Source organism: Gardnerella sp. CCPDSM (assembly GCF_056754715.1).
In genome coordinates this window covers 148598-163641 of record NZ_JBQEQO010000002.1, presented here as the reverse complement: position 1 = coordinate 163641, position 15044 = coordinate 148598, and the positions used below count along the sequence as shown (strand labels likewise).

Annotated in this window: 13 protein-coding genes, 2 tRNA genes and 1 riboswitch; of the genes, 6 read left to right on the top strand and 9 right to left on the bottom strand. The window is 41.0% G+C overall.

Translation table 11 applies throughout. The features are described 5' to 3' along the window. The first annotated feature begins 226 nt into the window (after positions 1-226). The 3 genes from ACTJLE_RS01925 to ACTJLE_RS01915 all read left to right on the top strand — a co-directional run bounded on the left by ACTJLE_RS01925 (position 227) and on the right by ACTJLE_RS01915 (position 3466). Complete coding sequence (locus tag ACTJLE_RS01925) at positions 227-682, top strand: hypothetical protein (protein ID WP_481267200.1); 456 nt, start codon at positions 227-229, stop codon at positions 680-682. A 94-nt stretch (positions 683-776) separates the two neighbouring features. Further along, a complete protein-coding gene (locus ACTJLE_RS01920; RefSeq protein WP_481267199.1) occupies positions 777-1583 on the top strand; it encodes a fructosamine kinase family protein in 807 nt (268 codons plus the stop codon). An 86-nt stretch (positions 1584-1669) separates the two neighbouring features. Then, positions 1670-3466, top strand: coding sequence for a substrate-binding domain-containing protein (locus ACTJLE_RS01915; RefSeq protein ID WP_481267198.1), 1797 nt, complete (start codon positions 1670-1672; stop codon positions 3464-3466). A 14-nt stretch (positions 3467-3480) separates the two neighbouring features. On the opposite strand, the gene ACTJLE_RS01910 is transcribed toward ACTJLE_RS01915, so the two are convergent. Beyond that, entirely contained in the window at positions 3481-5292 is a 1812-nt protein-coding gene (locus ACTJLE_RS01910) for an AMP-dependent synthetase/ligase (protein ID WP_481267197.1), read from the bottom strand. A 121-nt stretch (positions 5293-5413) separates the two neighbouring features. Then, positions 5414-6097: a M23 family metallopeptidase gene (locus ACTJLE_RS01905; protein WP_481267196.1), complete on the bottom strand. Its 684-nt coding sequence runs from the start codon at positions 6095-6097 to the stop codon at positions 5414-5416. Between the two features lie 239 nt (positions 6098-6336). Between ACTJLE_RS01905 and ACTJLE_RS01900 the strand changes: the two genes are divergently transcribed. Continuing rightward, positions 6337-6412: transfer RNA gene (locus ACTJLE_RS01900), tRNA-Asn, on the top strand. Between the two features lie 144 nt (positions 6413-6556). Beyond that, positions 6557-7714: an ATPase gene (locus tag ACTJLE_RS01895; RefSeq protein ID WP_481267195.1), complete on the top strand. Its 1158-nt coding sequence runs from the start codon at positions 6557-6559 to the stop codon at positions 7712-7714. An 84-nt stretch (positions 7715-7798) separates the two neighbouring features. On the opposite strand, the gene ACTJLE_RS01890 is transcribed toward ACTJLE_RS01895, so the two are convergent. The 4 genes from ACTJLE_RS01890 to ACTJLE_RS01875 form a co-directional block, all read right to left on the bottom strand. Further along, on the bottom strand, positions 7799-9319 hold the full coding sequence (locus tag ACTJLE_RS01890) for an amino acid permease (RefSeq protein WP_481267194.1): 1521 nt from the start codon (positions 9317-9319) through the stop codon (positions 7799-7801). Between the two features lie 49 nt (positions 9320-9368). After that, positions 9369-9555, bottom strand: a riboswitch (Lysine riboswitch). Positions 9556-9661: 106 nt separating this feature from the next. Beyond that, a tRNA-Ala gene (locus ACTJLE_RS01885) sits at positions 9662-9734 on the bottom strand. Positions 9735-9838: 104 nt separating this feature from the next. Then, on the bottom strand, positions 9839-10936 hold the full coding sequence (locus ACTJLE_RS01880) for a hypothetical protein (protein WP_481267193.1): 1098 nt from the start codon (positions 10934-10936) through the stop codon (positions 9839-9841). Between the two features lie 92 nt (positions 10937-11028). Beyond that, positions 11029-11997: a DMT family transporter gene (locus tag ACTJLE_RS01875; protein ID WP_481267192.1), complete on the bottom strand. Its 969-nt coding sequence runs from the start codon at positions 11995-11997 to the stop codon at positions 11029-11031. A gap of 439 nt (positions 11998-12436) precedes the next feature. Between ACTJLE_RS01875 and ACTJLE_RS01870 the strand changes: the two genes are divergently transcribed. Continuing rightward, on the top strand, positions 12437-12841 hold the full coding sequence (locus tag ACTJLE_RS01870; protein WP_119487258.1) for a pyridoxamine 5'-phosphate oxidase family protein: 405 nt from the start codon (positions 12437-12439) through the stop codon (positions 12839-12841). Between the two features lie 130 nt (positions 12842-12971). On the opposite strand, the gene ACTJLE_RS01865 is transcribed toward ACTJLE_RS01870, so the two are convergent. The 3 genes from ACTJLE_RS01865 to ACTJLE_RS01855 form a co-directional block, all read right to left on the bottom strand. Continuing rightward, positions 12972-13421, bottom strand: coding sequence for a DUF3021 family protein (locus ACTJLE_RS01865; RefSeq protein WP_481267191.1), 450 nt, complete (start codon positions 13419-13421; stop codon positions 12972-12974). An 83-nt stretch (positions 13422-13504) separates the two neighbouring features. Beyond that, complete coding sequence (locus ACTJLE_RS01860; protein ID WP_481267190.1) at positions 13505-14026, bottom strand: LytTR family DNA-binding domain-containing protein; 522 nt, start codon at positions 14024-14026, stop codon at positions 13505-13507. A gap of 180 nt (positions 14027-14206) precedes the next feature. Next, positions 14207-15025, bottom strand: coding sequence for a histidine phosphatase family protein (locus tag ACTJLE_RS01855; RefSeq protein ID WP_481267189.1), 819 nt, complete (start codon positions 15023-15025; stop codon positions 14207-14209). Between the last annotated feature and the right edge of the window lie 19 nt (positions 15026-15044).

The following is a 15044-nucleotide window of genomic DNA, read 5'->3' as shown; positions in this document are numbered from 1 at the left end:
GCGTCTTATGCAGTCATTATGCAACACTTTTTACAAGTTTTATTGATATTTATTTAAGAAAATACGTAGTTTTAGCGTAAGTTTTCCTAATACGCGCACAAAATTAAGCTTTTATGCTTATTTCGCAAAATAAATCATTACAATAGTAAATAAAGTTTTTAAGCAAATAAAGATTAGAAAATTAGGTAAAATTCAATAAAACTATAAATATTAAAGAGGTTGTGAATTGAAAGTACAAAAAAATACGTTACTTCTTATTGCTTGCTTAGTTTGGAGTGCTGCCGGTTTTAATATTCTTAAGATTGGCTTGTTGGCTTACCAGAATTATTTGCAACCACTAAATTACGCTTTGTCGCTTATTGTTTTTGCAATATTCCAATTCCTTATTTTTGGAAAACTCGTTAAAAAACATACTCAAAGAATCCTCGCATACAAAGAAAAACAATTTTTCCTTAAATTCTTTGACGTAAAATCTTTTATAATTATGGCTTTTATGATGACTGGCGGAATTGCTTTGCGCGCAACTAACGTAGCTCCCGAACAGTTTATTGCAGTGTTTTACACAGGTTTGGGCGCAGCCCTATTTTTAGCAGGATTGCTTTTTGGTTACCAGTTCGCTAAAACTTTCTGCCCTGCGTTTAAACACAGCTTGCCTGATTGTGCTAATACTTCAGTAAAATAGTTTGATTGGGAATAATTTAGTTTATTCGTCAAATATTTACTAAGTGTGTAAGCATAAAGCGTAATATTGCATGATTTAACGTAAGAAGGTTGCTATGAACAATAATGTGTACACGAAAAGTAGATCATACGCACCTGAGCGTTTTTTTGAATGCGAAGGCAAGGGACTTCAATGGCTTGAAGAAGCTCACAAGTTTGGCGGTCCTAGAGTTGCAAAAGTTTTCGACTGGGGTAAGGATTATTTAAATATTGAGCGCATCGATACCGTTTCCCCAACTCCTTTGGCTGCTTTCGAGTTTGGAGCCTCTCTTGCTCACATGCACGACTATGGTGCTAAATATTTTGGTCAAGCTCCGGCAAGTTACGACGGCACATGCTATTTTGGACCTTTAAGTGACCCGGTTGATATGCCAACAGGCACATGGAGCAATGTTATTGACTACCTTGCGGACGGTCGCTTGCGCCCTATGGTTGAGCTTGGTATTTCGCGCGGAGAGCTTACTAAAAGCGATTTAAATCTTACAAACGAAGTTATTGATGCGTTGCCTAATTTATTGGGCCGAAGCGCAGAAGATAAGCCTGCGCGCGTACACGGCGACCTGTGGAGCGGAAATGTTTTGTGGACTAAAAGCGAGGATGGAGAGCATACGGAAGCTGTGCTGATTGATCCTGCAGCTCACGGCGGCCACCGCGAAGAAGATTTAGCTATGCTTCATCTGTTTGGAATAAGTTACTTTAAGCAGATTTTGGATGGATACCAGTCTGTGCATCCGCTTAAGGCAGGTTTTGAAAAGCGCATGATTATTTGGCAGCTTTACCCTATTGCCGGCCACTGCGTATTCTTTGGAGGAGGATACGTAAGCGAATATCGCGATATGTGCAGAAGAGTAATAAACAGCTAATTATTGACGCACGAAAGCACAAAACTAACAAAAATTTTATAAATTTACCGACTTAATCGTAAAAATTACGAAAGGCCATTACTATTATGATTCGTTTGCGAAACCGCATTTTGCATCGTACGCTTATTACGCTAACAGCTTTAGTTTCTATGCTATTTGTTGTTAGTTCATGCGGAACACCGTCGCAAAGCGCTTCTAACCAAGAAAATTCTACACAGAAAAATAGCGGCAATGTAGTTATTTTTACGCCTGCTGACGGTTTGGCTTTAATGCGTCATAAGCCATTAAGCACATGGGATACTCTTGTTCCAGAACTCGTAAAAGATTTAAAAACTAAAGGTTTTAGCGATAATTCTATTGTTACGAAAACTTCTTCTAGTCTTGAGCAACAAAGCCAAGATGTGCAAGATTACGTAGTAAATTTGCTTACACCGTTACGTTTAGAAAATCAAAATAATAAATCTAAATTAGATTTTGAAAAAGCAAACGCAAAAATTAAAAAGCAGCTTAGTAAAACAACTATTGTTATTGCTCCTTGGGCAAATAAGAATGGCAATAATAATTACGGAGACTACACTACGCTTCCAGATACTAGCAGTGATGAAGAAGTAAAAGACGATCAAAAAACTTCGCAAAATAAAGAAGATAAGAGCGAAAACAGTAGCAAGAATAATAGCGAAAACAGTAGCGAGAATAGTATCGAGACTAATACGATTCGCGCAGAAAAACGTTTAGCTTCTTCTCTTCTACTTGCTAAAAAAGCAGGAATACATGTTGTAATGCTTTCTAGGTTCGTTCCTGGATTCCAGCCTGACGTGCTATTCCACCTTTCTGACGCAAAAAGTATTGGCGAAACTCAAGCAGCAACTTTGGCACAAAAGCTCGCTCTTGATCGTGCTACTCGCGAAAATCCGCGCTATATTGAAATACTTTTGCCTTGCCATAATCAAAAAAACACGGATTCGCAAATAGTAAGCTTTAAAAACAGCAATTCTAGAACATCGCAAGATAATAATAGCGATAATAACGGCAATAATTCCGCAAAAAATGGTTTGAATAATACGGAAAACAATACAGAAAATGACGAAACGCACGATTTTAAAGACGATTTCGCAAAAGAAGCTTTTGCAGGAATGTGGAAAGTACTTAGACCATATTTTGCTTCTGGAACTTTGCTAACAACTTCTGGAAAATTGCACGCAAATAGCACAGAAAAAGATTGGGCTAATGTAGCTTTTGATGCCGACGACGCGGATTCTGTAAAAGAAGAATTAACGAAGCGTATTACGCACAAGAATAATTTGCTTTCTAAAACACCTATGCGCGTGGACGGAATTATTGCTCTTGACGATCAAGTTGCTTTACAAACAGTGCAAACGTTAAGCGATTTAGGATACGAAGGAAGTGCAGCAAACATAAATCCTTCATTCACTTTGCCGGATGTTATTGGCAATTTTATTGGAAAGCGCAATCTTACTAGGCGACCTGTTCCAGCTCCTCGCAGCAAAACGAATAATGATGAAGAAAAGTCTAAGAATCAGCAAAATAAAGCTGAAGATCAAGATGCTTCGCGTGCAAAACAATGGCCAGCAATTACAGGTTACGGCGCATACAAGAACATTATGCCGAATATTGTAAGCGGCAAGCAGTGGATGACAACAATTGAGCATCAAACGCAAATTGCTCACGACATTACTTCTACTTGCTATTCGTTGAACATGTACGGAATGCTAGATAAAAAAATCGCAACAACGCAAACAATGCTTGCTAAAGGCGTAACAGTTCCAACGATTAACGAGCAGCTTCTTGCAGTAAGCGCAACTAATTTGAAATCGCGACTAATTGACCCAGGCTATATTTCTTTAGCAGACGCAGGATTATAAGCTTCAAACACAAACTATCGCTTGCGCGGAGCATAAATAACATGCTCAATAAGGTCGTTGTATCGCTCTACAACCGCTTGACGGCGTGCCTTCATACTTGGAGTAATCAAACCGTTAGCTTGCGTAAAAGCGTCCGGAACTATTTCAAACTTGCGAATAGATTCAGCTCTAGAAACTAAGGAATTAGATTTAGTAACAGCACGCTCAACTTCCGCTCGAACAATTCCGTTTTGTGAAGCTTCCTTCAACGAACGAACTTTTAAAGCTCCACGAGAAGAAAGCCAAGAATTTACTTCAGCTAAATCAAGCGCAATAATAGCCGCAACAAAAGGCTTTCTGTCTCCAATAACAACAGCTTGAGAAATAATTGGTGAAGCCATTAGTGAAGCTTCCAAAGCGTTTGGAGATAAGTTTTTGCCGCCGGCTGTAATAATAAGATCCTTTTTTCTGCCAGTAATACGCACAAAACCGTCGGAATCCAAAGAACCAAAATCGCCTGTATGCAACCAGCCGTTTATAATCTGCTGGCGCGTAAGATCAGGATTGTTGTGGTAGCCTTTGCAAACAGCAGGGCTTTTAATACACAGCTCACCATCGTCCGCAATCGCCACAGAAACGCCTTTTACAGGCAAGCCAACAGTTCCAATACGGTATCCAGTTGTTGGATTAACCATAGAAGGCGCACAAGTTTCGGTCATGCCATAGCCTTCCAAAAGCGGCAATCCGATTCCGTTAAAGAAATGCGCAATCGACAAATCTAAAGGAGCGCCACCAGAAATTGCGTAAGAAACAGATCCTCCAAATACTTGCAAAAGTGGCTTATACACTAATTTTTTGCATAATGCGTGGCTTAAAGCAAGCATAGGCGGAACCATTTGCTCAGACTGCTGGGCTCTTGACCATTGACGCGCAGTATTTGCAGCGTAAGCAAAAATAAAACCTTTAACTCCCCTACCTGCTTTTTGAGAAGCAGCATTATAAATTTTTTCAAAAATACGCGGAACGCCAAGAATAAACGTTGGTTTAAAAGTTTTAAAATCATTAAGAACTGTTTTTAAATTACTAGTTAAACCAAGCGTAACATTTCCAGAAAAACAGAATAATTGCATAAATCTTGCAAAAACGTGCGCAAGAGGCAAAAACAGCATAAGTCTAGGATTTCCCTTAAACGCAATATCCGGCATAGAAATAACACCCGACTTAGCAATAAAAGCGAAATTACTGTGAGTAAGCTCAATACCTTTTGGCTCGCCCGTTGAACCAGAAGTGTACACAATTGTTGCTAAATCACTTCCACAAACCGCGTGAACACGCTCATAAAACTCAGAATCTGTAACAGATTTGCCGTATTCAATGCAAGCGTCAACAGCGCCTCGAGTAATAACATACACGTCGTGAAGCGTAGGACATTCTTCTTGAGCAGCTTCTACTTTTGGAAGCATATCGGAAGATTCAACAAAGATTGAGCTAACTGAAGAATCCTGAATAATATGCTGAATTTGCAAAGAAGAACTTGTTTCGTAAATTGGCACTGTTACGGCACCAATAGACATAATTGCCATATCTAAAACGGTCCACTGCCACGAAGTATGCGCAATAATCGACACAGTGTCTCCTGGCATAACTCCTCTAGCAATAAATCCTTTAGCAACAGCAATTACCATATCTCGAAACTCTTGCGCAGAATATGATTCCCAAGAGCCGTTTGAACCAACGTATTCAATCAAGGAACTATTAGGGGTTCGAGATGCTCTATCTTCCAGCAGCGAGAAAACATTAACATCTGTATCAAGCGTCTCATCAAGTGGACGAGAATATTCCTTCATATGCGCTCCTCTATCTGCTGAAGTTGAGTATATCTTTACTATACGCAACACACAGCACTCACACTATGCCGATATCTACAAGATTGGCATAAATTTTGTTAAGTTTTCTACAAATTATTTTTTATTCTACTGGCTTTAATACTATGCGTCGACGCGCTGTCATACCTACAGGATTTGCATAAGTGCGATTTTTACGCTTAAGACCCCATTGCACGCAAGTATTTTTGCAATGATCCGAACCTCCTTCAACATGAGCAAAATTTTGGCCCTGTTTTACAGAAACTCCAACACTGAACTTAGTTACTGCAGGCTCAAAAGTTGAAGTTAATTCTCCATGGCGAATTGTTACAACAGATTTACCAGCAACTTTTCCAGCAAAGCTAATAACGCCGTCTGCAGGCGCAAACAAGGGCGTGCCAGTGGGAGCTGCTAGATCAACTCCGCGATGACCTGCCATCCACGGTTTTGGAGGCGGATTAAAGGATTTTACAATACGCGGATGTTTTACAGGCCACTTAAAAGCCGAATGACATGTTTCATCACTGGCAGATTTTTTAGCAAGAGCACATTTATGGCAACATACTCCAGCAGATTTTGAAACATAATATTGCAAATGATGATTATTTTGCGAAATCTCCGATTGCCAAAATAATACAGTTAATAAAAAAGCAAGTATTACAAAAATTCCTAAACTGGCAATCAATCGGCAAAATAACTCGTAATTTTTTCGTTTTTTTAAATCTTCACGCAACAATTTCTTAAGTACTGCTTTAATACGAAAATATTTATTATAAAAACTACGCATATACCCCCCTTTTATGCGACTTGCTTTAGCTTGCTTTATAAACGAGCTTTTATAAGTCTTACAATCCATCCGCAAAAAGCCTAGTATTTTATGCAATTGTGGATAAAACATTTATATTTATAAAACATTCGAAACAACAATTAATCGCGACACGCCCAAACACGCAATATTTGCATCTTAAAAAATTTGGTGTAATATAAATGTCTTGTGCGCGGCACACAGCCAAACACAGCAGATATTCCTGCGTAGCTCAGTTGGCAGAGCGTTCGACTGTTAATCGAATGGTCGCTGGTTCAAGCCCAGCCGCAGGAGCCACGAAGCCACTGGTTATCCAGTGGCTTTTTTTGTTTTTGTTAAAAGAAAACAGGTGTGGCTAAATAAACGCTTCGGCGTAGTATATACATGTTACGTATTGCAAAATACGAATATTGAGAAATTACTAATAAACAGAGGATGCATATGGTTCAGCACGTATCTTCAAGCACAGGAAAAAATGCTAACAACAAAAAGCTGATTACTCTTGTTGTTGGCATTGTGGTGCTTGCTGTAGTACTTACAATTTGCGGAACGTTATGGTACGTAAAGCAAACAGAAAAAACTAAGTTAGCAAGAAGACAGTGCGAAGTTAAAGTAGCACAAGTTATGAAGGCCAGCAATACTTGGAAAACTTTAATTCACAATGATATTTTCACAAGTCTTGCAGATGACTCTACCCCAGAAGGAATGGCGCTTACAAAAATTCTTAAGGAAAAAGCTCCTTCTGCAGTAGCTTGCACAGCAAATTCGCCAGAAGAACTTGGTGCTCAAGGCGCTCAAGCAGTTGCAGCATCTGAATGGTATGTTAGCAGAGCAAAAGAAGTTAGAAAAATAGCTTTTGATATTCTTAACAAAGACAACGATTACCTCGATAGTCTTGGAAAAGATCAGGATAAAGATAGCGGAGACGCGGATAGCGCAGCAAATCAGAACGCTGATAAGAAAGAAAAAGAAAAGCAAGAGATTAGGAAGCTTACCGGAAACGTAATTCGCAGGGCAAAGCTTACTCCAGGCAAAAATCAGGTTCCTTCAATAATTAGCAATAGCAAAGATGAGCCTAGCAAAGTCGAAGAAAAGACTGACGGCAAAAAAGACGGTAAAGCCGATGGCAAGGGTGACGGAAAAGACAATAAAGACGGTAAAGGCGATGGCAAGGGTGACGGAAAAGACAATAAAGACGGTAAAGGCGATGGAAAGGGTGACGGAAAAGACGGTAAAGATCCTAAGAATCCACAGCTAGATCCTAAAACTCTAGAACCTGAAAAAACTGATACGAAGCCAGGAACAGCCAAGCCATCTACCGCGAAGCCAGGCACGGCCAACCCATCTACCGCGAAGCCAGGCACGGCCAACCCATCTACCGCGAAGCCAGGCACAACCCCGACGACTCCACAGGCTAACCCATCTACCGCGAAGCCAGGCACAACCCCGACGACGCCACAGGCCAACCCATCTACCGCGAAGCCAGGCGCAAACAACCCTCCAGCAACAGCTCCAAAAGATGGTAAGAAATCATCAGAAACTGGAGTACAAAAAAGGCCAGATATAGTAGACAATGGTAAAGCAACGAAAAAGAACTAAATAAAATCTAAACTGTTTAATAATTTCTCAATAAAAAAACTCCCAACGGATTTACCGCTGGGAGTTTTTATTATATGAATTATGTTATTTATTTAACGCATCTACAGATTGTTCAGCTCTTGCTTTATTAGCAGCTTTAATACCTGCCAAATCAACTTCATCAAGCGGAATAACCTTAGTATGATTCTTAATCTTGTAACCAACGTACAAAATCAAGAACAGCGGCACAGACATGTACGTAATGCCAATAGCTTGCCAATTAAGAGTTGCGAAGGAATGCAAATCCTGACCAATAATAACCAAAACGCACAGAAGGAATGCAACAATCGGTCCGAACGGATACCACTTTGCGCGGTAAACTAAATCGTCCAAAGAATGTCCTTGAGCCACATACGCCTTACGGAAGCGGTAGTGAGCTGCTGCAATACCAGCCCAAGCAATAAAGCCTGTTAAACCACTTGCAGCAACAAGGAACATGTATATTTGCGAACCAAAAATACTCATGAAGAAAGTAAACAAAGCAACTACAAAAGTTGCAATCAAAGCTGGAACTGGAATACCGCGCAAGCTAACCTTTCCAAACAACTTTGGAGCATTACCATCTTTTGCGAGCGCATAAAGCATTCGCGTAGAAGCATACATGCCGGAATTTGCTGCAGAAATAACAGAAGTCAAAATAACAGCATTCATAACTGCTGCAGCGGCTGCAAGGCCTGCACGCTGGAATACGAGCGTGAATGGGCTAATAGCAATATCGCTTGCTTCAGATCCAAGAAGATTTGGGCTGGTGTAAGGAATAATGCATGCGATAACGAAAATTGCGAGGATGTAGAAAAGAAGAATACGCCAGAACACCTGCTTTACAGCCTTTGGAATGCTCTTTTCAGGAGTTGCAGACTCGCCTGCTGTAATACCAATAAGCTCAGTTCCTTGGAACGAGAAGCCTGCAATAGCAAACGCACACAGAACTGCAGGAACGCCTCCAGCAAACGGAGCATCCTTATGAGTGAAGTTTTGCAAGAACGTAGCTTTACCGCCAATAATGCCAACAATCGTAAGGGAACCAACAACAAGAAATACTATTACTGCAAGAACTTTTACAATAGAAAGCCAGTATTCTGTTTCACCAAAGCACTTAACTGTAAGAACGTTAATAAGCAAAATAAGCATAAGAACCGAAAGTGAGAAAATCCATATTGGTACTTTCGGGAACCAGTATTGCAAAACAATTGCCGCAGTACTAACGTCAACCGCAACTGTAATAGCCCAGTTAAACCAATAATTCCATCCCATTGCAAAGCCGAGCGCAGGATCAATAAAACGTCCGGAATACGATGCGAACGAACCGCTAATAGGCATAAAAGTGGCCATTTCACCAAGAGATGTCATAAGGAAATAAACCATAATGCCAATTGCGCCGTAAGCAAGCAAAGCGCCGCCAGGACCAGCCATGTGAATTGTGGCACCACTTGCAACGAATAAGCCGGTACCAATACTGCCGCCTAAAGCAATCATGGAAATATGTCGCGTTTTTAAAGCGCGGTGAACATCGTGATTTTGCTCAGCAGTTTGTGTATCAGCAGATGATAATGAATTATCACTCATTTTTTCCTCCTTTTGTGTCGTATCAGAGGCAAAAACAAGCATCAGCATGCATGTCGATAGCTCTCCGCAGCGAATGCCGACTCGCTGCGACAGTCCTTGGCATATTAAACCAAGTCCCAGCTCACTGCCTTCGGGAATCAGCAGTAAACTTCGGCGCTCTCCCCTTTCACAAGCATTCAACGCTTTCCCTAGCTCATGCTCGCTACTCTTGTTAAGCGCGACCTCTGGTCGATGGTGTTCATTATTAGTACAACTTAGCGACAAACGCAAAACAATGCGGCGTGGCGCGAAATTGAATAAAAAAAAATCTCGGCAAATTACTTAACTTGCCGAGATAAATTGTGGAGCTAGGGGGATTCGAACCCCCGACCCCCTCCATGCCATGGAGATGCGCTACCAGCTGCGCCATAGCCCCGTTTTTAATTGTGCGGTTCAAACGAACCTTTGATAGAATACAACAAATACGCAATCTATCCAAATGGGCGTGTCGAATTTAGTTGAATACGCAAAATTCTTAACTTAAGAATTTCCGTTCGCACCGCCAGCACTTTCGCCGCTTCCAGCGCCAGCTCCGCTTCCAGCGCCAGAGCCAGCGCCACTTCCAGCACCCGTGCCACTTCCAGCACCAGAGCCATCTGCGGAATTATCTCCAGAACTACCACCAGCACTACCACCAGAGCCGCCTACAGAGCCACTTCCTCCTCCAAGCGAATCTCCCGAATTTGCGCCAGTACCTCCGGCAGCTCCTTCTCCTCCAGTCTCGTTTTCAGAATGACCAGATGAAGAATTATCCCCGTTTTCGTGGCCATTAGACTTATTAGAATCTTCATCATTTAAATCGTGATTTTCAGAATCGCTTTCGTTGCGTTTTTGTTTATTGTTATTTTTATTTACGCGCGGCGATTGCTGATTTTGCGGCTGAGGCTGCGGCTTTTCTATAGTAGGCTGATTTATATTATCCGTTCCCCTGCCTTGCGTTATAAACAGCACAACTCCAGCTGTAAGAATAACCGCAACAAGAGCGCTGATAATTGCAATAACAATAGTTGCGCTACGGTTACTTCTGTTAGTACGCTCTTGTAAATTTGCTCCATAAGTTTCACGAACCGCTTGAGATAACGGCATTGGCTCCGAAACTGAGCCTTCCGAAAGCGCAATATCTTCTTCACGCTGCTTTCGTAACGCTGAAAGCTCTAAAACGCGCGTATTTTCTAATTCTGGGTTACTAGTTTTAGAGCTTATTGTGCGGCCAGAATTTGTTTCATTATTCTGTTGAAAATATGCCATACTAGCGTCATCTCCAGCGACTTTATAACCAGCTTTTCTTGCTTCAGCACTACTTGCAGGATACATATTAAGAGTTTCAGCTTCATCATTAGCTTCATCATTAGAAAGCTTGGAAGAATTATTAGGATTTACTTCCGATAATTTTTTAGACGAAGCGTGAATAACATTTTGGTACAGTTGAGAAGCTACAGCCGACACAATCGAACCAATAGCAACGCCTATAACAGAGCCAGCAATACCGATTTTAGAAGCAAGTAAAAAGGATGTCACAGCAGCAAGCGAACCAGCTAACACTTGCGTAAACGATATACCTTTAAAGAAATTCTTCACGTATGTACCTTAGCTAATATGTCAATTGCATGCCAAAGATATTAGGCAAAATGCACAACACTATTACAAACATCATTACTACAATGATGGTATCACTCAGCGTAAGAATTGCACAGCATTTTCTTATCTTCATAATGCTCTCCCAAGCCTGCAATAACAATAGCCGCGAATATTAATGCGAACCCCACAAAAGCCATTCCAGACACGTGCTCATGATAGAAAACAGTCGAAAACAGTAAAGTAAACAAGCTTTCAGTGCACATAATTACGGAAGCATTTGCAGTAGAAAGATTAACCAAACTGTAGTTTTGCAGAATTTGCGCAACTACTGTTACTACTACTGTTAGGTAGAACATATTGGCAAAAATAGAAAGATGATCTGCGCCGTTAAAATTAGGCAAAGGCTCGTATAAAAGAGCGCCAGCAACAAAAAGCACTCCTGAAACAACAAATTGTCCAAAAGTTAAAGTTACAGGATTATATTTACGAGAATAATACGCAAGGAACGTAAGATTAAACGCAAAAACTGCAGCGCATAAAAGAGTTAGAATATCGCCATAAGATAGCGTTAGCACAAGCATTCCCGGTTTTAACGCCACAAATCCAACGCCCGCAACACACGCAACAGCAGCAAGCAACCCCAAAAGCGTCGGCTTTTTCTTAACAATTAGCCACGCAGAAAATGGCGCAATAACGCAATAAGCTGCAGTAAGAAACGCGCTACGACCAGGGTCAATAAAACGCAAGCCTTCAGTTTGCAAAACTAAAGTCGCGTAATATGTGACTCCAGTTAAAAGCGAAGGAATAATCAATTTTTTAGTAAAAGTTTTGCGAAGAGTGCCGAAAAAAATAACAGCCATAATTGCGCAAGCACCAACCATGCGAACGCCCATAAGCCATTGAACAGGGAAAACTTCGAGAGCATATTTTGAAGAAACGTAGCTGCCACCCCAAATAGCAGCGCAAGCCAACAACATAAGCTGAGCAGTATGAACACTTTTGCCTTTAGGCATGCCAGAGCAATCAACTAGCTTTTTAGCTGTTTCATCATTAGCTTTCATAATGCCTCCCCCTTCAACTATAAAAGTTGCTTCATTAATAAAAGATGCTTCACTAGAAATGCTTCAATAAAGATGCTTACTTAAGTAACTTACTTCGGTAACTTACTTCCCTAAAGTCGCTTCCTTAAAATTTTCTTTTATTAAGTGAATTTAGTTTATAAAATACACAGAATAGCCACAAAATCGGGAAAAGTACAGCTTTTCGGCGTTCCTCCGGAAAATTTCCGATATACACTTCATAAAACCGGTGTACTTGAATATTTTGCTTTATATATTTCACTTACGTAACTTTTAGAAAATTCGGTGATTTATATCACAACTGCTTAATTTTTTGCAATACGCACTCGTATACGATTCTAAATCAGCGTAAGGTAGCAGTGTAGGCTTATAAATTGCGTACGAAGAAAGTACGCAATGATTTTTTAAGAAAGGAAATATTATGGCAACACTTAACTCTGATATGAAGGAATTTATTGCGAATAATTTGGCTTGGATTGCAACGATTAGCAAAGACGGCGAGCTTGATTTAGGACCGAAGATGTCTATGTTCGTGCTTGACGATAACCACTTGGCATACCACGAGCGCACTGCCGGCCAGCATTTTAAGAACTTGCAAGACGGCAGCCAGCTAGTGGTTGCTTTTGCTAATTTGGCAGAAAAGAAGGGCTATCGCTTCCGTGGAACCGTAACTCTTCACACGGATGACGCGATTTACGAGGAGCAAGTGCGAGTGGCCGAAGAAAAAGGCACAAAGAAGCCAGCTGCAGTTCCAGTTATGGAAATCACTGAGATTCAGGACTTGACTTCTGGAGCTACTGCCGGCAAAACAATCGCAAAGGACTAATTCGTAGCTTGCGCAAAACGCCGAATTAGTACGTTTCAAGCAGGCGGCATACAATATCGAGTGGCGTTCGTCCTCAACGGCGAAGATGAACACCACTCAATTCTTTACTTCAATTATTTACTTTGAAATTTTACTTGCTTTCTTTACGCAATGCGCACAATCTAGCGTTCATTTCTTCCGCTTTCTTCTTCTCGAAGTAATAAATTACTGCAGCAATTGCAATCGGGAAAATAACAGTGAACGCAATCCATCCGCAAATCACAGCTGGCTCATCTTTGAATGAAATCCATCCAACAATCACCGACACAATAAATTGAATAGCAATTGGTGGAACTAGCGCAAAAACGAATTTTGCGAGATTTGACATACGCTCATTCGACCAAAAAATAGCGAACACTCCATAGCCTATGCCAATAACAAACGACGCTACAGCATAAGATGCAATTCTGTTTCCCACCGCGGTATGCGCTAACAGGCTTGACACAAAACTGATTGCAGTAAAAATAGTGCATCCTATGCCAATGCCTTTAACAATGTTTTTTACCATTGTTTTGCCTATTGTTGTAACTTGCTTTTCCATAATAATCGTCTCCTTTTTAAGTATTAAAAAATTAGTATTAAAATTTAGTATTAAAAAATTAGTATTAAAAAATACGTTTAAAACTACATTCCTAAGCGCTTTTTGAACCCAGATAAGCATCTGCGACTAATCCACTCAACGCTTCCGTCGTCCATTTTTACGCTCATACTTCCGCCGAATCCTGGATCGACTCGAACAATGCGATTTAAGTTCACAATTGCGGATTTAGATATGCGCACAAACGACGCGAATTGCGGATTGTCGAAATCCATTAGGCGCTTGTAAGACACGCACTCGCCTTTATCACTGTGAATGATTACGCGCGAATTTTCTACGCAAATCATAATCACATCCGGCTCGTGCATAACAATAATCGAATCATTAATATAACCGTATATGAATGAATTATTGTTGCTATTTGCCGCATTCGCAGTATTATTTTCGGCATTATCAGTATTATTTTCGGCGTTGTTTGCTTCTGCATTTTTAGAATCAACGCTTTGCAAATTTGCTATAATGCGTTTAAGGTTATCGTCAATATTGTGAACCGACAATTGAGCGGACTGCTCTTCTTCTGGCGGCACAATAGCAATTGTTACTTTCATAAAGCCTCCTTTCCGTAATACTACCGTTAGCGTTTGCTAGCTTTTTCTAACTTTTCTTAAGCTTTGCTAGCTTTTTGTTTTGTAATTTTGACTATACGGCACTGTAAATAGTCTGTCTTTACAAAATCGCTAAACGGTAGTTTTCGAAATATAAGCGGTAAAAAGGAGAGATTACGCAGATTAAGCTGCTCCCCAAATGCGAATAAGACGCTGGCTTGTAGGATCAGCTGCAGGACCTTGATCGTAAGCATCCAAACGCCAACGAATCGAACCATCCGCGTTAAGACTTGGAATTAAGCGCGCCCAGCGGCCGTTTCCCATTCCGCCAATCGTCTTATAAGAAGGATCCACCTTGTCTAATCCAAGAAGCTTATGAACAGTTTGAGAAAGGCAAGAGCCGTGCGAAAACACTAGCAAATCGCGGTCAGAACCGGTTTTGCGCGCCCACTGTTCAATAGTTGCAGCTGCGCGCTCTCCAACTTCCTGCTTAGTTTCTGCACCGTGGTTTAGCTCACCGCCTTCGCCTTTTACCCAAGCGTTAAAATCTTCCGGCCATTTTTCGCTAATCTGCTGACGGTTCAAACCTTCCCACTCGCCAAAAAAGCGCTCGCGCACGCCATTTTCAACATGCACATTAAGCCCAAGCTTATCCGCAAAAGCGTGAGCTGTTTGCTGCGCACGAATAAGCGGAGAAACAATTGCCACAAAACTAGCGTCTGCTTCCTCAGGCGTAATACGCACATGCTCTTCGCTATTCGGATCCTTTGGATCTTCCAAATCAGAAGCGCCAAAAAGCACGCGCAAAGCCTTGCCAGAGCGAGTCACCTGATCCATTCCCGACTCGTCCAAAGCAATATCAATCATGCCTTGAAGTCGAAACTGCGCATTATAAGGCGTCTGGCCGTGACGAACAAGCATAACAGAACGCGCAAGTCCTTCATGATTACTATTTAAATTCACATTGTGAGACTTAGTTGCGTTTTCAACAAAATCAACCATAACCTACCGCCTTTTAAAG